The following is a 14,687-nucleotide window of genomic DNA, read 5'->3' as shown; positions in this document are numbered from 1 at the left end:
CCATAACCCGTCTGGTGGTCTAGTTGCGCTCCCGCAAGCTGCCGGGCCCGGCTCCCAGTTTCCAGCTGGACGGCTTTTGGCTCCGGAACGTCTCACCCGCCCGGATCCTCTCCGTCTCGCGCCACGCAGTTGCGCACGCCGGGTGCCCCCAGCCGCCCTTGACCTTGGCGAGAGCGGCGCCTTTCCCATACCGGCGACCGCATCCGGGGCAGGTGCCGGGGAACTTCGCCAGCACGCCCTTCGCCGGGGCGCTCCCCTGCTGTGTTCCGGCGCCCTTCCCTGGTTTCGGCTTCGCCCGCCGCTTCGACGACACCTTCGTCGCGGTCGGCTGACTGGCCTTCTTCGGCGCTGGACGATGCGGCAGCTCATGGCCCTCTGGTCGAGCGCAGGGCAGCCCTGGACCGCGCATCATGTAGCCGCACAACGGTTTCCCGGTTGTCACAGCGAGACCTTCCAGTCCCGGAAGATCTCAGCGCCTCGCGGGTCCTCGGTGATCGGCAGCATCAGCTGGTCGAGCAGGAGCTTGAACATCTGCGGCCCGTAGCCCTTGTAGTCCCGATGGCGGAGCACCCGAAGGAGAGCCCAGGCCAGCAAGAATGCGTTGTAGGGGCCGATCGGCATGTCGGCCCGCTCCCCCGCTCGCTCCCGTCGAAGAAGCTCCGTCAGCTCGTCGTCCGGAGGAACCGGTGGCTCGTCGCCTTTCTGGGTGGTGTACCAGATGATGCCGGGGATCATCGCAACGCTCCACGGGCCGAGCTTGAGGATCCACCGCTCCCCTGCGTCGTCGCGCTCCCGGAGGCTGCGCAGGTACGCGTCTTGCGCTTCGGTGGTCACTCCGGGTTCTTCTTCGTTGTCTGGAGCGGCTGGCCGGGGCTGAGCATGATCTTCCGGAACTGGTCAACCGCGCTGCCTTCGAGCTGCGCGTAGCCCAGCTCTTCGGCGAGGCCGGCGAAGTCTTCGCGTGCGATGAAGGCGTGGCAGTGGTCGCAGACGACCCAGCCGGAGCCGGTCAGAATCCCTGCGTCGATCGGGACGGTGACGCCGCCGAAGTCCATGTCAATGGTGGGCTTCACCGGGTAGTACCAGCGCGGCGGCCGCCGATCCTTCGAGCGTTCGCAGAAGTCGCATACGGGGCTCAGGCCGGTGGCGGGAATGTCGGCCGAGAGCCCAAGCGCGGCAAGGAGTTCCGTCTCGGTGCGCGCGGGAGTGGGCGCGGGGCGGATGTTCCCGAGCGGGTGTGGCGGGGGATGCCGCTGGAAATCGCGGTTACTGGCCATCGCGCGTCTCCGACGTCTTCTTGGCGGGTCGGGCTTCGTTCTCGCGGTCCATCATCGCGTACAGGTCGCGCTTGACCTCGTCGATGCCCGCCTTCAGCGCGGTGATCTTCTTCAACACCGCGAGGCGATCGTGTCCGGCGTCGTTCGAGTAGGGGCCGGGCGGACGCCAGTCGGAATTGAGCTGGTCCCGAGCGTTGCCGAGGCGTTCCCGGGCGCCGGTCAGCTGCTCCAGCGCCTTGCCCATCATGGTGTCCCAGGTGGGCAGCCTGTTCGTGTCGTGTCTCGCCTGCTCGCTGCCGGTCATCGACTCTGCTCCTCCGTCACTGGTGCGGCTTCCGCACGCATCCAGACCTCGATCGGTCGCGCGCTGTCCCCCATCGGGTAGAGCGTGCCCTTCGCGACCTTGCCCGGTCGGGGAAGCTCCCCGCTGAATGAGGCGTGCTCGCCGCGGCTGAACTTGAGCGGGACGTAGGGCTGGTAGTCGTCGCCTACGCGCGTCATCTGCACTTCGACGGCGTCTTCGCCGGTGACATCGGCCTCGGTGGGCGCCATCCAGTAGCGCACCACGGTCCCCGGCGGCGTGACGGCCTCCGGATTGCCGACCAAAGGTTCACGAAGTCCACCGAGACTGCGGTAGCGCTTCGTGAGGGCTGGGCGGCTGACGTCGTACACGTCCTTCGCCAGGGAGGTGAGCGACTGGCCCCGGTCGAGCGCGGCTTCGATGAAGCGGACCTCGGCCGAGTCCAGGTCCTTGCGCAGGTTGACGAGCAGGCGCAGGCCGCCGTGAAGGTCCTCGATGCTCACGTTGTCCGGGCGTTCCAGGCCGACGTGGTCGACGGCGACGGCGCCCCGGAGGACGTCGAGGGTGTCGGTGTCGGAACCCCATCCGATGTGCCGGTTCTCGATGTTCAGGCGTTGGAGTCGTTGGGCGAAGTTGTGTCGCTCGATGATGTCGAGGGGATACAGCATCCGGCAACCGTAGGTTGCCGACACTGTTCCGGCAACCTACGGTTGCCGGAAAGTGAAGGTTCACCCGATCGGCCACGGTTGCTATAGGTGTGACGATCGATCTACGCGGCTCGCCGTTCGACCTTGTCGAGCTGTGCACGCAGGCCAGCGTCCTTTTCGGCCAGATAGGCGGCCAGCTTGTCGTAGCTCTCGGCCGGTAGCCAACCTTGCCGCAGCCCGGCGGTCAGCATCGAGAACATCACGACCTGGTCCAGCACCTCCGGCGAGAACCGTGCGCGCATCAGCTCGCTGAACGCCTTCATGGTGCTCTGGTCGCCAGCCTCGATCGCGAACAGCTGGTATCGGAACAGGGCCATGGCGAGGATGAACTCCCGGTCCTGGTCGCCCTCGGCGGCGACGTGGTCCACGATCTTCAGCACCGGCCCCATGTCTCCGGTCTCGCGGGCAGCCTTCACGGCCGCCTCCAGTGCGGCCCCTTGACGGGTCTCGTATACGTCGGGGAGTTCGAACGGCTTGTCCACGGGGGCAACTCTTCCGCAGCCGATGACGCGGGCGCCAGGTGCCACCCTGATAGGCGGCACCCTGCCCCCGGATGGACTACCACCCACTTCGAAGTGCATTATCGAACGCGTGTTCGACGATGGCGACAGGCTGAAGGGGTGGAAGCGCGAGGCCGTGCACCCGAAAGACCCGCCTGTGGACGTCGAGGTCGACATGAACCAGGTGCTCCCAGCTCAACGGCTTCGATGGGGCAGCGAGACGCCGATCTGGTGCCGCGCGTACGGCATCGGCGGCGGCCGGGTCCGCGGGCTGCTCCTGGCGTGGGTCATGTCGTCCACCGGGGACTTGTGGGCCCTGGTCGATATGACGCTCGTGTCGAGCAACGGCAGGACCACCGTCAAGGTGCGGCAGCTGGTGCACAAGGACGCGGTCCGGCCAGCGGGGAGTTAGTGCCCTGCTCCGGCCTGTCCGTGCGGACCAGCACGGCGCACGGTCAGGCCGGCGGCCGCGCGAACCCATGACGATCGCTAACTGTTGATCCATGCCCACAGGGGTGCGCTGATCCAGTTGACGATGAGGCCGAGCATGAAGGCGAGCACAAGCCCAGCCCACCAGTAGATCGCGGCAGTCTTGCTCTGGCGCTTGAACTGCCTGCCGACAAGATCCTCAACGGCTTTCGCCTGGTCCTCGTTGAGCGATGCCAGTCTCTCGTACTGGTCCACATCGGCCTGACGTGCTTCCAACACCTTGGTTCGGGTGGCGAGATCATCTTCGAGGTCGCGCAGAAGGCTGCCAACAGATTGGAGCTGGCCCTGCACCGTTCGGATCCGGTCACGGTAGGTCACCTTTACCGGCTTAAGTGGCCTCGGGAACCAACGCCCCCACAAGCCTACTAAGCCCCACGCCACAACGTGCAGCAGCAGGAATAACACGACACCGACGACCATGACCGCGACCTGGTTCTCGTCGGACGGGCTGGCTGCCATAGCGGCACTGTTGAGCAAGAGCGTTCCTTCGCAACGAAAACGGTCAGGATCAGCCGTGCAGGTACAGCAGTGTCGCGAACCTCGGTGGCACCGTTACCGCCAGGGGTCGATGACTTCGCCTGGCGGTTGCCCGGCTACTCCTCGTCCGGGAACCGGTGGCCGACACGGCCGAGCTTGTTGAACGCGGCGTCGAAGGCGGCCGAGAGGTCTTCGGCGCAGTTTGCGGCGCGGTTGAGGTGTCCGGCGGCCGCGTTGGTTTGGGTGTTCGCGTCGCCCTCGGTGGAGTAGAGGGTGGGGTCGTTGTCCGTCATGATCTCCAGTCGGCGGGCCAGGAGTTCCGCGGGCTGCTGGAGACGGGTGCTGATCTCTTTCATCCTGTACGTCGCATCTTGGACGTCCTGGACCTGCGGGAGGGCTTCCGCGTTGGCGTTGATCAGCGCGTGGTTGACGAACCGGATCAGCTCGGAGGCGGTTTCGAGCGCGGAGGCGACGCTGTCCTGGCCGTAGTCCGGGTGCGGCCAGTACTTGGCGACCAGCTCGTCCGCTGACGGGCGTGGGGGCTTGGGCATGACGAGTCCTCCGTGGGTTACGGCTGGTTGGGTGCGGAGATTCCGAGGGCCTTCTCGCCGGCCTCGCCGATGGCGAGGACGTCGGCGAGCGTGTCTTGCGCGTTCCTCTTCGGCTTGGCGTCGTCGTTGGGGCTGGTCACCGGGGCATCTTCCCAGAGCCGGACGACGTGCTCGTTTGGGCGAGCCGCACCCAGTCGCAGGCGGGTAGGTCGTGTTCGCCGCTGTCGGTGGAGATCTCGACGACGCCTTCGGCGGCGGCTGGGGTGGCGTACAGGACCCGCTCCCCTGTGCCGTAGCGCGGGCCGGACGCGGCTTCGAGGATGACTTCGCCGACGTGGAGATCGGTGACGGGTACCCAGTGGCCGGGCAGCCGGGCCGCGCGGAGCGTGAGCCTGCGGGCGAGGCTTTCCCTGCGTCGGCGGCGGGCTCGGGCGGTGCGCTGGTCGAGCCACGCGAGCAGGCGGGCGTACCGACCCCGGTCGAGGACGGGGTGGTGGCGGGGCCTGTCGGTCAGGGTCGTCACGTCGTCTCCCCCGCTTCTTCTTCCTCGCGCTTCCGCTCGGTGGTCAGCAGGCGGCTGAGGTACTGCTTCGAGACGCCGAGGTCGGCCGCGACCAGCGCGAGGCTGCCCTTCTCGGCGACCCACTTCTCTATGAGGTCGACTCGGGCGGCTACGACGGCACGGTGGGCGGCCTTCTCGACCTCAAGGAGCGCGGCGAAGTCGTCGTAAGTCGGGTTGGTGGGGTCGAACGGAATGTCGTCGGTGAGCTTGAGAGCGCGGATGAGGGCGGCGGCCTGGCGGAGCGCGGGACTCGTGAGCATGACCGCAGCTTCCAGGGCTTCCTCCAGTACGTCAACTTGGTGGTTGACGTCGGGGGCGAAGGTGGTCATCGTGCGACCGCCTGACGGGTGCGATGGGTGCGGCGGCCGCCGAAGAAGCGGCGAAGCTGGGTGCCACGGTGGTGCTGGGTTTCGCTGCGGGCGATGAGCTCGAGGAGGCATTCTCCGGCGGTGTGGACGTCTCCGGCGGCGGTGCCTTCGCGGAACGTGTCGACGTCGAGCGCGGCCGCGAGGTCGGTGAGGCTGTCGAGGCGGCCGGGTGCGGTGCCGAGGGTGCCGCTGGCGAAGCTGGCGAGGTCGAGCAGTCGAGGGTGCCACGGCTCGATGGTGGTGACGTTGTCGTCCCAGTTCGGCCGGAGGTATGGCGGGACGAGCTTGTACTGGTACGAGAGGAGCCGGGCGACGCGGGCGACGTCTACGGCGGCGAGGGTGTTCTCGTAGAGGTGGGATTCGAGCCGGATGAGTTCGCGGTGGTCGACGTCCTGGTCCTGCTGGCCGAGGCCGCGTTCGACGTAGCGGAGGGCGCGGAGGGCTTCGGGGTCGCCGTAGTCGGTGACGGTGCGGACGGTATGAGGGGTGAGGAAGTCGCCGTGGTCGCCGGTGGCGAGGTTCCACCAGGCGATTTCGATGGGGACGTGGCCGAGGGTGTTGAACTTGTCCCCGGAGGTTTTGACGTCGACCACGACGATGGCGCGGTCTCGGGTGGTGGGCATTGCGGGCCTCCTGGTGGGCGGCTGCGGGGCCTGCCGGCTGCGGGCGGGCCGTGAAGTCGGATGGGGATGGTGCACCCCGGTCCCGCCACGCAGGGGTGCGCGGGACCGGGGGTGCTGGCGGCGTGGGTCAGTCGGTCGGCTTCTCGTAGCGCCCGGTGTCCGGGTTGCGCACGAGGCCGGAACGGACACGGCTCCAGTTCTCTTCGACGTCCCTCTCGACGGCGGCGTAGCCCACCTGCTTGCCGTCGCGGAACATCTTCCAAGTGCGGTGTTTGCTACGTCCCTTGTCGAACTCGCCGAGACGAAGCTCAACCTCGTGGCCGTCCGGGGTGGTGTCGGTGGCGATGGTCTTCCACATGGGCTTCGGCTCGTTCCAATCGGTGCCGGGGTACGCGGATGCGGTGCGCGCGACTTGTTCGGCAAGTTCGGCGAAGGTGTAGTTCCTGATCACGGCGGGTCTCCGGGGACGTAGTTGTCGCAGTAGACGCGGCGGACGTGAAGCTGTGCGTCTCTGACGACGGCCGTCGCGGACTCGCTGTCGGCATTCCAGGTCTCGAACCGGCGCAGGAGGTTGGCGAGGGTTTCGAACTCCTCCGGCCTCAGCGGCCCGGTCGGCTCCTCGTTCACGCCGCGCCCTGCTGGGTGAGTTGAGCGTCGAGCTTGGTGAAGTGGTCGATCATGAGGCGGGCGATGAGCACGATGCCGTCGACGTCGCTGTGCTGGGCGGGGGCGCCGATGGGTTCGTAGCCGACGCGGAGGGTGTGGCAGACGATGCGCGGGCCGATCTCGGCGTCGGGCCGGGCGAAGTAGGTGAGGCGGACGCCGGTCAGGCCGATGGAGAAGTACGTCTTGGTGGCGCGGTGGCTGATGTGGCGCACGGCGTTGTCGTCGTCGCGGGGGATGTCGATGAACCCGTGGGGGGCGAGTTCGGCGGCGATGCGGTCGGCGATGGGGTCGAGGTGGGCGAGTCTGGCGGGCACGCTGTTGGTGCGCATGGGTTCTCCCTGTTCGGGGTGGTTTGGCGGGCGGGGCGCGGGTGGTCAGCGCGGCGGCAGCCCGGCGAGCTTGCGTTCTTCTTGGCAGTGGACGTACTGGATGGCGTCGCGGATGGCGTCGGGGCCGTGGCCGACGCGGCGCCATCCGGCGGGGTTCGGGTTGGCCATGAACCGGAGGAAGAGGCGACGGGCTTCGTTGGCGGCGGCCTCGTCGGGAAAGTGGACGCTGATGATCCCGCATCCGGGGTGTACCTGGACGCGGATGCCGATGGTGTCGTTGGTGGCCACGCTGTTGGACCGGGGCGGCGTCTCGTACTTCCACCGCTTGCGGGTGAGCACGGGGATGATGGTGTCCCTGGCTTCGTCGAACGGTTCGTCGTGGCGGAATTGAAGGGCTGTTTTGGCGCTCAAGGGATTCTCCGAATGTTTGCGTTGCTGACTTAAAGGACTCTACACAAACAACCGTTGAGCGTCAACTCAATGGTTGACAGATATTCGGGCCTGCCGCCACCGGGGATGACGGGCCAGTCGAGCGAGCTCGTCATCCCCGGCGAACTTGGTCAGGTCCAGTGCCACCAGGACCGGACGACCTCAGGAGTTTCCTTGTAGCACTCTCGAACCACGCCATCGAAGTCCACTTCGGGACTGTCGAGCCTGATCAGGATGGCGTTGACCACGAGGTCGAGGAGATCGTCATCGCTGTCGGTGATTCGCAGGGCTTGGTCGACGAGGTCCCGTCCGCCGTGTACGGCTTGCTCGACCTGCTCGCGAGTGAAGCGCGGGGTGTCCACGTCGCCCGTCATCAGTACTCGCCACCGTTCGCGCGGCGCTCGGCTTCCTCGATGCCACGCTGGCTGGCCTCGTACTGGATCGCGGCGTCGATCCAGCCGCCGAACATCTTCTCGTCGGTCTCGTCGCGGCGATTGCCGGTCGAGGAGTTGTCGTCCTGAGCTTTGTCTTTCACGGTGCCCTCCATGCTTTGCGTTGCTGACATAAAGGACACTACACGATCCGACACTTGGCGTCAACACGTTGGTTGACGCTGGCGATCCCTGCGGCGACACGCTTCCTCCGCACCCGTTCCCGCTCCCCCGCCGTCACACCACCCCACGTGCCGTACCGCTCGTCTGCGGCGACCGAGGACGCGAAGCACTCGACACGCACCGCGCAGCCGAGACACACCCGGCGGGCTGCGCGGTGCGCGCGGGAGACGTCACCCTGCTCGGGGAAGAACACATCCGGGCCGGTCTCGGCACACGCGGCGTCGAGGCGCCAGTCCTCGTCGACCAGCCGGACAAACGACGGGGTGAGTGCGGCCAGCTCGGCGCGCAGGATCTCGTCGCGGCTCGGCGCAATGGGCGGGCTGGTCACGGTGTCCCCCTTGGACAGTCGGGCGCACGGGGCGCGGTGTCCGGATGGGATCAGGTGGTGCCGCCACTGACGACCCCTGCCCACAGCGAATGGGCCGAGCGACTACCGTGTGGATCCTCATAAGGATGACGATCAAGGCCACCAGCTGGTTGTGACCTGGCGGCCAAGATGAAGAGAAGTTCCGCGCAGAGCTGTACCCCCAGCTCTGCGCACTCGGGCGGAGCCGTTGCCTCGGCTCCGCCCGAGCCTTCTTCAGCGAATCGCCCCCGTTTCGGTCCTGCTCCCCCGCTGGCGGGTCTGCCGCGGCTGCGGGGTGGAGGCCGGCGGCCGCGGCTTGGTGACGCCCTCGACGAAACAGGACCGGCCCCGCCGGTGGGCAGGACCGGTCTCGTGGTCAGGGGCGCGCGTCGATGTTGATGATGTGCAGGTTCGCAGCGTCTCCGTAGTCGCCGTGCATGAACAGCGCGGACCATCCCTTGGTGTCGGTCGGGTTCGTGCCGATCAGGGCGTCGAGGTCGAGCGGCGTCTCGTCGTCCTCCTCGGGGTGGCCGAGGAGCGCGGCGAGCTGCCACAAAGTGACGTAGTCCCCGACGGCGTCGCCGTAGTTGTCGCAGGTGAACTCGACGCCAAGTACTTCGTCGTAGGCGCAGCGGCGGGTTGCGCCTTCGCTGGTCACGGTGATGTGGGCGACGCGCTCTTCTTCGGCATGGGTGTACCGCTTCGCGGTGTACTTGGGGGTGTTGGGGTACTGGGTGGCGACGAACTCGTACACGTCGGCGAGGTCCCAGGCGGGCAGGTAGATCGTGTTGCCCTTCTTGGGGCCGAAGTCGCCGGTGAGCTTCCACAGGTCGGAGTAGTCGTTGGGATTGACGTCGCGTTTGGTGATCTCGGCGTACACGGCGGGGGTCCTTTCGGGGCCTGGTGGCCCGCTGGCGGGTCTTCGTGGGGTGCCCGGGGGAACGTGCGGCCCCGCGCCTGGCGGGGCCGCACGTCGCATTAGGTGTTCAAGGTGGCGCGCACGATTTGGACGGTGACGTGGACGGGCAGGTCGTGGGCCTGGAGCACGGAGCCCCACTGACGGGTGTTGTCGAAGCTCTTGCTGGGCAGCTCGTCGAGGGCGATGAAGGGCTTTCCGTTGCTGGTCCGTCCGAATAGGGCGGCGAGCCTCCACGCGGGAACGGTTTCGACGTACTCGGCGGGTTCGCCCTCGCGGGTGAATACGACGGTGAATCCGTCGCTCGAATGCAGCTCGTGGGCCTCGCCGTTGACCAGGGATACCGCGAGGACAACGCCGAGGGATTCGTGTTCTTCGGTGGTGAGCTGACGCACGAGGACGTTGGTCGCGTCGGGGTAGATGCTGGCGATCGTGTCGTGAACGGTGAGGACGTTCTCGGAGCCGATGAGGACGTGGTCTACCCCGTCTTGGAGGTCGCCGCTTGCGTGCCAGAGCGGCGCCAGGTGGCGTTCGTCGGTTCGGCGAAGGGCGGTGACCTTGAGGTGGTGGTTGGGGCGGGTGATCTCGTTGGCGAGCATGGTGCTGGACATGGGTGGTCCTTCCGGTTCTGTTTGGGCGCTGGCGCGTCTTCGTTGCCGGGCGGGGTGATCGGTGTCGGCCTGCCCTCTCGGGGCGGCTGGGGCCGCGCAGGGGCGCCGGGGATGGCGGCGCCCCTGCGCGGGGTCATCCGGCGTTGGTGCTGGCCGGTTCGGGCTGCTCGGCCGACAGGGTGTCGACGAGCTGCGCGGTCAGGTGGTCGACGAGGGCACTGGGCCACGCTTGGCGCCACGCCTGCGGGCCCTTGAGGGTGCGGCCAGGGCGGTAGCCGTAGCTGCGGAGTCCGGTTTCGATGGCGTCGCGGATCTGCTCGGGGCTCACGGCTTGTCCTTCCGGATGGCGTCGAGTTCGAGCAGGTCGTTGGCGTAGTCGATGAGGGACGTCGGGCAGGTGGGGAATCGTTTGAGCAGGAGCGCGGGGGCCGCGTCGAAGTGCAGGTGCACTAGTTCGTTGAGCAGGTTGTGGTGCTCGTCCTGTTCGGCGCGGGTGAGCGCGGCGAGCGGGTGGCCTTCGGTGGGTCGTCCGGCTTGGGCGTTGAGTTCGGCGAGCCGGGCGACGTCGGGCCGTGTCGTGGCGGTCAGCACTGGCCACCGCACACGAACGGGCCGGGGGTGCCGCGCCATTCGTAGCCGCCGAGTCCGGCGACGTTGATGCCCGCGTTGCCGGGCGCGTCGTACACGGTGACGAAGCTGGTGACGGTGTTGTTGACGCCGTTGCGAATGTCGTTGAACGTGTCGATGGCGAGTTCGGGAACGGCCCTCAGGGTGGGGATTGCGACGTCGGCGAGGGTGGCGGGTTCTGTGGCGGTGAGGGTGACGGTGAAGAGGATCGCGAAGACCGCGGCTGTGGTGGCGATGGGGGGTGTGTACTTGCGCATGGGGTGTTCCTCCGTGCGTTTGCGTTGCTGACATGAAGGACTCTACATGCTTGACGGATGTGTGTCAACCGACTTGTTGACACCCACCCGTCAGGCGGTCAGCACCAGCAAGCACCGGAGGCGGCCGGAATCTGGAAGCAGTCGCCGCAGCGGGTCGCGACAACGCGAGCGTGCGCGGACTTCGCCTTCGCATCGGCGCGACGAGCGCGGGTCGCGGCACCCTTCTGCGCGGCGGCCGCCTGGCGGGCGAAGTGAGCCCCCATCTCGTCGAAGATGGCGTGCATCGTGTCACTGCTGCCAATGGCCTCGACGGCGTCACTGGTGTTCATGCTCAGGACCCGGACGGCCGTGCGCGACGGGCGGAAAGCGGCGGGGATGTTGGCGGCGTTCACGGTGACTCCTTCAAGCTGACGTTGCTGACATGAAGGACACTACCGGAACAGTGTCGAGCCGTCAACCACCAAGTTGACACCTGGATATCGCGGCCCGATGTCGGCACATTCCTCTAAGAAGGCCCATTCGCCCCCAGGCGCCACGAACGACGGCCGCCGAGGTATCACCCTCGACGGCCGCCGGACGCGGTTCACGGCATCACACGGCGCGAGCAACCACGGCCGGATGCTCGGGCGCTTCAGCGGTAAGCAACGCGGCCACGACACACTCAGCGACCATGCGGGCATCCGCCAACGGGTTGCCGTCCGTCACCGTGGTGACCACATGCGAGCGGACGATGCCGGTGCCCATTTCAGACACGACCACCACCCCGACGCCGCAATGGACTTCGTACGCGATGTAGTGGTCGAGAATGAATGCGCATCGGGCGGACGCCGACCAACCGGGCGACTTCCACTCGGTACCGTCCGCGAGTTCGATGGGGAGTTCGGTGATGGCGGGCAGGGTGTTCGACATGGGGTTTCCCTCCACTATGCGTTGCTGACTTAAAGGACTCTACTCGAATTCTCGACCGGCGTCAACACATTGGTTGACAACAGTGGTTCCCTGACACGACGGGTGCCCGCCGGGCGAATGGCTCGACGGGCACCGTGGTGTCAGCTGGCGCGAGTGGTCAGAAGGTCAGCAGCTCCCGCAGTTCGGCGAAGTCTCCGCGTTGTGGGGCTTCGGCCACCTCGCGGGCCGCCTGGACGTCGACGTCGGGCAGCGTCGCCGGGGCCTGCGCTTCCCGTGCTTGGCGCTCGATCTCGGCGGCCGCCTGGTCCGGGTCTTCCCACGTGTCGAGGCACAAGGGCTTGTACTCCTGGCTGTCGCTCGTCCAGTCGTGGGCGAAGGCGAGGTAGAGCGTGCGGTCCTCGCCTGCGGGGATGAGGTAGATCTCGCCGATGGTGTCGCCCTCGTCGTCGGTGTACGTGGCGTGGCCGACGTTGATGTTGGTGAAGCTGGTGTGCATGACGATCCTTCCGGGGCCTGGTGGCCCGCTGCGTGGTCTTGGGTGGTCGAGGGCGGGGAAGCCCGCGGCCGCCGGCCTGGTCCGGCCCGGCGGCCCGCAGGGCTTCGATTGATTGAGTGGGGTCAGAGGGTGATTTCTTCGGGGAGCGCTTCGTCTTCGACTTCCCAAATGTCGTACGCCTCGCGATAGAGCTCTTTGCCGAGTGCGTAGCTCGCGATGATGAGCCCCTTGGTGTAGTCGTGCTCTCGGACGAGGTGGTGCATCCAGGCGACGGCGGTGCCGACGGGGTCGTCGGCGAGATGCAGGGCGGTGAGCATGTACTCGGCGATGCGGCGCGAAGAGAAGGCGACCGTGACGGGGATGCGGATGATCTGCGGCTCGAATGCCAGCCGTCCGAACAGGACGTGATCCTCGGCGTCGTAGCCGACGACCCAGGTCTTGAAGATCGTGTATCGGAAGGTTTTGGGGTCGCGGGTCTCGGCGATCCACTCGGAGCTGCGGAAGATGTGGCGGGCCAGTTCCGGGTGGAGTTCGTTGATCTCGGGCAGCGTCATGGAGTTCTCCTTTCGGTTCGTGGCGTGTGCGGTCAGTGGGTGGCGGATTCGCAGGGCGGGCTGTCGTTGAAAACCTCGTTCTCGATCTCCCACCGGGTGAAGGCGGCCCGGTAGAGGTCGATGCCGAGGGCGGCGCGGGCGCGGGAGAGGCCTTCTTCGCGGCCGTGCTCGTTCACGAGGTGGTGCATCCAGGCGACGGCGGTGGCGGAGGGGGTTTCCGCGAGTCGCAGCGCGGCGAGGATGGCGCCGACGACGTGCCGGGCGTGCATGGTCGTGCCGCCGGATGCCTTGAAGATCTGCGGCGGGGTGCCTGGCTGCTGCAACCAGATCTCGGGGCCTCGAACCGCGTAGCCGATGACCCAGCCGGATTCCACGGCCACGAAAAGCCGGATGCCCAGGTATTCGCGGCTCATGAAGCGTGTCCTGTAGCGGACGTGGTTGCAGAGGTCGGGGTCGAGCGGGGGAATCTCGGGCAGCGTCATGGGGTTCCTCACTCGGTTTGCGTTGCTGACATGAAGGACTGTAGCGGCACTCTGCGCGGGGTGTCAACACATTGGTTGACGGGGCCTGGTGGGACACAGAGCGACCTGATGGCGAGGCGGACCCTGAGGCCGGCGGCCGCGGCTCAGGTCGCTCTGCGGCGGATCAGGCGGCGGTGGGCGCGTCCGGGCCGTCGTGGGTGAACGGCTCCTGGTGGTCAATCGTGACGGATCCGGATCGGGTAGACGCCGGGCTCGATGCGGCGCGACTGCCAGTAGGCCGCGTACTGGTAGGTGTGGTCATCGACGATCGCGGGGCGTTCGATCACGAGGTCGAACGTGGGGAGGTCGGTGCGGGGAATCTTGTTCATGGTCACCTGGTCTCAATCTCGATGCCGAGTGGAAGGGAAACGGGACGTGAGCAGGCGTTGCAGTAGAACGCGGCGTGCGTGAACTCGGGGTCCTCGCCGACGATGAGGACGCGGCCCTCGACTACACGGACGTCGTTCTCCCGCGTGCAGTCGTCGGCCTCCTTGATCGCGTCGAGCGTGGCGCAGCTCGAGTAAGGGCACGCGATGTGGCCGAGCTTGAGATCCACCACGACCACGGGCGGCAGGACGGGAACGGCGGTCGCAACCTGTCGGGCGTACTCCGTGAGGACCTGGTCCGCGACCTCGGGGCGGAAGGCGGCCTTGGCGGCGGCGTCGGCGGCCGCAGGGCCGAGATTCTGGACGTAGCTGCGATACAACGACACGGTGAAGTCGAGCGCGCGATCGGTGAGCACGGTGCTGATGTCCTTTCGGGACGTTGCGGGTGGGCGGCCCGGCTCCGGACGGGAGCCGGGCCCGGGTGGTCAGGCGGCGACGGCTTCGCCGTAGTCGCGGTCGACGTTCTTGGCGAGTTCGATGTCTCGGGCGCGGCCGAGCATGTGCGCCATGTACTCGCGCCAGGTGATCCGGCCGTTGGCGTAGAACCACGCCTTGAGTTCTGGGGATGCGTGCTTGCGGATGCGGGAGGCGGGACCGCAGAAGAGGTCGCGCGGGTTGACCTTGCCCACGGATTCCTTGACCAGCATGTGGCCCCGGCAGTCCTTCTCGGCCTGCTCGTATCGGCGGTCAGCGTCTTCGGTGAACATGCGGTCGACGGTCTGCTCCAGGCTTTCACCGGGCTGACGGTTCGAGCGGACCAGGGCGTAGCGCTCCTGCTGGGCGAGCTGTTCGGGGTCCAGGCCGTGAGCGTCGGCGAAGGCGTCGCGGTACACCCAGCCTGCCGCGACGAGTTCGGCGATGCGCTGCTCGATCTTTTCGCGGCGCTCGATCTCGGCGATGAGCGAGGCGACGACTTCTTCCGTCTTCGCCTTTTCCAGCCTGCTGAGGAGCTGGTCGTCGGAGAGTTTGGTGTAGTCGCGCGCCTTGGTCATTCCTGGTCCCTCAAACTCGGTTTGCATTGCTGACATGAAGGACACTAATGGCACTTCATGCCTGGTGTCAACACATTGGTTGACGGGTTGTGGATTCGGTCCTGTTCGGCGGCTCGGCGGCCTTCGGGGTGTCCGGGGTGGAGTGACCGGCCGGGCGGGGTCAGCTCCCGCTCCGGCCG

The 14,687-nt window shown here is 67.1% G+C and carries 33 protein-coding genes; 1 reads left to right on the top strand and 32 read right to left on the bottom strand.

Annotated elements, in window-relative coordinates:
* Window positions 1-19: 19 nt before the first annotated feature.
* The 6 genes from ACZ54P_RS37715 to ACZ54P_RS37690 form a co-directional block, all read right to left on the bottom strand.
* The gene (locus tag ACZ54P_RS37715; RefSeq protein ID WP_465466402.1) at window positions 20-442 is read right to left on the bottom strand and encodes a hypothetical protein; all 423 of its coding nucleotides are present in this window, start codon (window positions 440-442) and stop codon (window positions 20-22) included.
* The gene (locus ACZ54P_RS37710; protein ID WP_465466401.1) at window positions 439-834 is read right to left on the bottom strand and encodes a hypothetical protein; all 396 of its coding nucleotides are present in this window, start codon (window positions 832-834) and stop codon (window positions 439-441) included. Before ACZ54P_RS37710 ends, ACZ54P_RS37715 begins: the two co-directional genes overlap by 4 nt.
* A complete protein-coding gene (locus ACZ54P_RS37705; protein ID WP_465466400.1) occupies window positions 831-1,277 on the bottom strand; it encodes a hypothetical protein in 447 nt (148 codons plus the stop codon). The genes ACZ54P_RS37710 and ACZ54P_RS37705 overlap by 4 nt, the downstream gene beginning before the upstream one ends.
* The gene (locus ACZ54P_RS37700; RefSeq protein WP_465466399.1) at window positions 1,267-1,581 is read right to left on the bottom strand and encodes a hypothetical protein; all 315 of its coding nucleotides are present in this window, start codon (window positions 1,579-1,581) and stop codon (window positions 1,267-1,269) included. The genes ACZ54P_RS37705 and ACZ54P_RS37700 overlap by 11 nt, the downstream gene beginning before the upstream one ends.
* Entirely contained in the window at window positions 1,578-2,246 is a 669-nt protein-coding gene (locus tag ACZ54P_RS37695; RefSeq protein WP_465466398.1) for a hypothetical protein, read from the bottom strand. The genes ACZ54P_RS37700 and ACZ54P_RS37695 overlap by 4 nt, the downstream gene beginning before the upstream one ends.
* Window positions 2,247-2,347: 101 nt before the next feature.
* On the bottom strand, window positions 2,348-2,767 hold the full coding sequence (locus tag ACZ54P_RS37690; protein ID WP_465466397.1) for a hypothetical protein: 420 nt from the start codon (window positions 2,765-2,767) through the stop codon (window positions 2,348-2,350).
* A 109-nt stretch (window positions 2,768-2,876) separates the two neighbouring features.
* Here ACZ54P_RS37690 and ACZ54P_RS37685 point away from each other — a divergent pair, with 109 nt between their 5' ends.
* Window positions 2,877-3,197, top strand: a complete 321-nt coding sequence (locus ACZ54P_RS37685) for a hypothetical protein (RefSeq protein ID WP_465466396.1) — start codon at window positions 2,877-2,879, stop codon at window positions 3,195-3,197.
* Window positions 3,198-3,274: 77 nt separating this feature from the next.
* On the opposite strand, the gene ACZ54P_RS37680 is transcribed toward ACZ54P_RS37685, so the two are convergent.
* The 26 genes from ACZ54P_RS37680 to ACZ54P_RS37555 form a co-directional block, all read right to left on the bottom strand.
* A complete protein-coding gene (locus ACZ54P_RS37680) occupies window positions 3,275-3,733 on the bottom strand; it encodes a hypothetical protein (protein ID WP_465466395.1) in 459 nt (152 codons plus the stop codon).
* Between the two features lie 134 nt (window positions 3,734-3,867).
* Complete coding sequence (locus ACZ54P_RS37675; RefSeq protein WP_465466394.1) at window positions 3,868-4,302, bottom strand: hypothetical protein; 435 nt, start codon at window positions 4,300-4,302, stop codon at window positions 3,868-3,870.
* Window positions 4,303-4,319: 17 nt separating this feature from the next.
* Complete coding sequence (locus ACZ54P_RS37670; protein ID WP_465466393.1) at window positions 4,320-4,442, bottom strand: hypothetical protein; 123 nt, start codon at window positions 4,440-4,442, stop codon at window positions 4,320-4,322.
* Window positions 4,439-4,825 carry a hypothetical protein gene (locus tag ACZ54P_RS37665; RefSeq protein WP_465466392.1) on the bottom strand — a complete coding sequence of 129 codons (387 nt, stop codon included), beginning with the start codon at window positions 4,823-4,825 and terminating at the stop codon, window positions 4,439-4,441. Before ACZ54P_RS37665 ends, ACZ54P_RS37670 begins: the two co-directional genes overlap by 4 nt.
* Window positions 4,822-5,193, bottom strand: a complete 372-nt coding sequence (locus tag ACZ54P_RS37660; protein ID WP_465466391.1) for a hypothetical protein — start codon at window positions 5,191-5,193, stop codon at window positions 4,822-4,824. Before ACZ54P_RS37660 ends, ACZ54P_RS37665 begins: the two co-directional genes overlap by 4 nt.
* On the bottom strand, window positions 5,190-5,855 hold the full coding sequence (locus tag ACZ54P_RS37655; protein WP_465466390.1) for a hypothetical protein: 666 nt from the start codon (window positions 5,853-5,855) through the stop codon (window positions 5,190-5,192). Before ACZ54P_RS37655 ends, ACZ54P_RS37660 begins: the two co-directional genes overlap by 4 nt.
* Before the next feature lie 127 nt (window positions 5,856-5,982).
* A complete protein-coding gene (locus ACZ54P_RS37650; RefSeq protein ID WP_465466389.1) occupies window positions 5,983-6,306 on the bottom strand; it encodes a hypothetical protein in 324 nt (107 codons plus the stop codon).
* Window positions 6,303-6,482: a hypothetical protein gene (locus ACZ54P_RS37645; RefSeq protein WP_465466388.1), complete on the bottom strand. Its 180-nt coding sequence runs from the start codon at window positions 6,480-6,482 to the stop codon at window positions 6,303-6,305. The genes ACZ54P_RS37650 and ACZ54P_RS37645 overlap by 4 nt, the downstream gene beginning before the upstream one ends.
* Window positions 6,479-6,850 (bottom strand): hypothetical protein, encoded by a 372-nt coding sequence (locus ACZ54P_RS37640; protein WP_465466387.1) that lies wholly within the window; start codon window positions 6,848-6,850, stop codon window positions 6,479-6,481. Before ACZ54P_RS37640 ends, ACZ54P_RS37645 begins: the two co-directional genes overlap by 4 nt.
* Window positions 6,851-6,895: 45 nt before the next feature.
* On the bottom strand, window positions 6,896-7,261 hold the full coding sequence (locus tag ACZ54P_RS37635) for a hypothetical protein (protein WP_465466386.1): 366 nt from the start codon (window positions 7,259-7,261) through the stop codon (window positions 6,896-6,898).
* Between the two features lie 149 nt (window positions 7,262-7,410).
* A complete protein-coding gene (locus ACZ54P_RS37630; protein ID WP_465466385.1) occupies window positions 7,411-7,653 on the bottom strand; it encodes a hypothetical protein in 243 nt (80 codons plus the stop codon).
* Entirely contained in the window at window positions 7,653-7,814 is a 162-nt protein-coding gene (locus ACZ54P_RS37625) for a hypothetical protein (protein ID WP_465466384.1), read from the bottom strand. The genes ACZ54P_RS37630 and ACZ54P_RS37625 overlap by 1 nt, the downstream gene beginning before the upstream one ends.
* Window positions 7,815-7,852: 38 nt before the next feature.
* Entirely contained in the window at window positions 7,853-8,221 is a 369-nt protein-coding gene (locus tag ACZ54P_RS37620) for a WhiB family transcriptional regulator (RefSeq protein ID WP_465466383.1), read from the bottom strand.
* Between the two features lie 394 nt (window positions 8,222-8,615).
* Entirely contained in the window at window positions 8,616-9,119 is a 504-nt protein-coding gene (locus tag ACZ54P_RS37615; RefSeq protein WP_465466382.1) for a hypothetical protein, read from the bottom strand.
* 98 nt (window positions 9,120-9,217) lie between these two features.
* Window positions 9,218-9,766, bottom strand: a complete 549-nt coding sequence (locus tag ACZ54P_RS37610) for a hypothetical protein (RefSeq protein WP_465466381.1) — start codon at window positions 9,764-9,766, stop codon at window positions 9,218-9,220.
* 133 nt (window positions 9,767-9,899) lie between these two features.
* Window positions 9,900-10,094 (bottom strand): hypothetical protein, encoded by a 195-nt coding sequence (locus ACZ54P_RS37605; protein ID WP_465466380.1) that lies wholly within the window; start codon window positions 10,092-10,094, stop codon window positions 9,900-9,902.
* Window positions 10,091-10,357: a hypothetical protein gene (locus ACZ54P_RS37600; protein WP_465466379.1), complete on the bottom strand. Its 267-nt coding sequence runs from the start codon at window positions 10,355-10,357 to the stop codon at window positions 10,091-10,093. The genes ACZ54P_RS37605 and ACZ54P_RS37600 overlap by 4 nt, the downstream gene beginning before the upstream one ends.
* Window positions 10,351-10,650, bottom strand: a complete 300-nt coding sequence (locus ACZ54P_RS37595) for a hypothetical protein (protein WP_465466378.1) — start codon at window positions 10,648-10,650, stop codon at window positions 10,351-10,353. The genes ACZ54P_RS37600 and ACZ54P_RS37595 overlap by 7 nt, the downstream gene beginning before the upstream one ends.
* Window positions 10,651-10,748: 98 nt before the next feature.
* Complete coding sequence (locus tag ACZ54P_RS37590; protein ID WP_465466377.1) at window positions 10,749-11,042, bottom strand: hypothetical protein; 294 nt, start codon at window positions 11,040-11,042, stop codon at window positions 10,749-10,751.
* 199 nt (window positions 11,043-11,241) lie between these two features.
* The gene (locus ACZ54P_RS37585; RefSeq protein ID WP_465466376.1) at window positions 11,242-11,559 is read right to left on the bottom strand and encodes a hypothetical protein; all 318 of its coding nucleotides are present in this window, start codon (window positions 11,557-11,559) and stop codon (window positions 11,242-11,244) included.
* A 157-nt stretch (window positions 11,560-11,716) separates the two neighbouring features.
* Window positions 11,717-12,055: a hypothetical protein gene (locus ACZ54P_RS37580; protein ID WP_465466375.1), complete on the bottom strand. Its 339-nt coding sequence runs from the start codon at window positions 12,053-12,055 to the stop codon at window positions 11,717-11,719.
* Between the two features lie 122 nt (window positions 12,056-12,177).
* Window positions 12,178-12,609: a hypothetical protein gene (locus ACZ54P_RS37575; RefSeq protein WP_465466374.1), complete on the bottom strand. Its 432-nt coding sequence runs from the start codon at window positions 12,607-12,609 to the stop codon at window positions 12,178-12,180.
* A gap of 32 nt (window positions 12,610-12,641) precedes the next feature.
* Entirely contained in the window at window positions 12,642-13,091 is a 450-nt protein-coding gene (locus ACZ54P_RS37570) for a hypothetical protein (protein ID WP_465466373.1), read from the bottom strand.
* Window positions 13,092-13,306: 215 nt separating this feature from the next.
* A complete protein-coding gene (locus tag ACZ54P_RS37565) occupies window positions 13,307-13,459 on the bottom strand; it encodes a hypothetical protein (protein WP_465466372.1) in 153 nt (50 codons plus the stop codon).
* Window positions 13,460-13,461: 2 nt separating this feature from the next.
* Window positions 13,462-13,872, bottom strand: a complete 411-nt coding sequence (locus ACZ54P_RS37560; protein WP_465466371.1) for a hypothetical protein — start codon at window positions 13,870-13,872, stop codon at window positions 13,462-13,464.
* 69 nt (window positions 13,873-13,941) lie between these two features.
* Window positions 13,942-14,508, bottom strand: a complete 567-nt coding sequence (locus ACZ54P_RS37555) for a hypothetical protein (protein ID WP_465466370.1) — start codon at window positions 14,506-14,508, stop codon at window positions 13,942-13,944.
* Window positions 14,509-14,687 lie beyond the last annotated feature (179 nt).

Source organism: Amycolatopsis sp. NPDC034160 (genome assembly GCF_055575355.1).
This window is presented reverse-complemented; position numbering and strand designations above follow the sequence as displayed.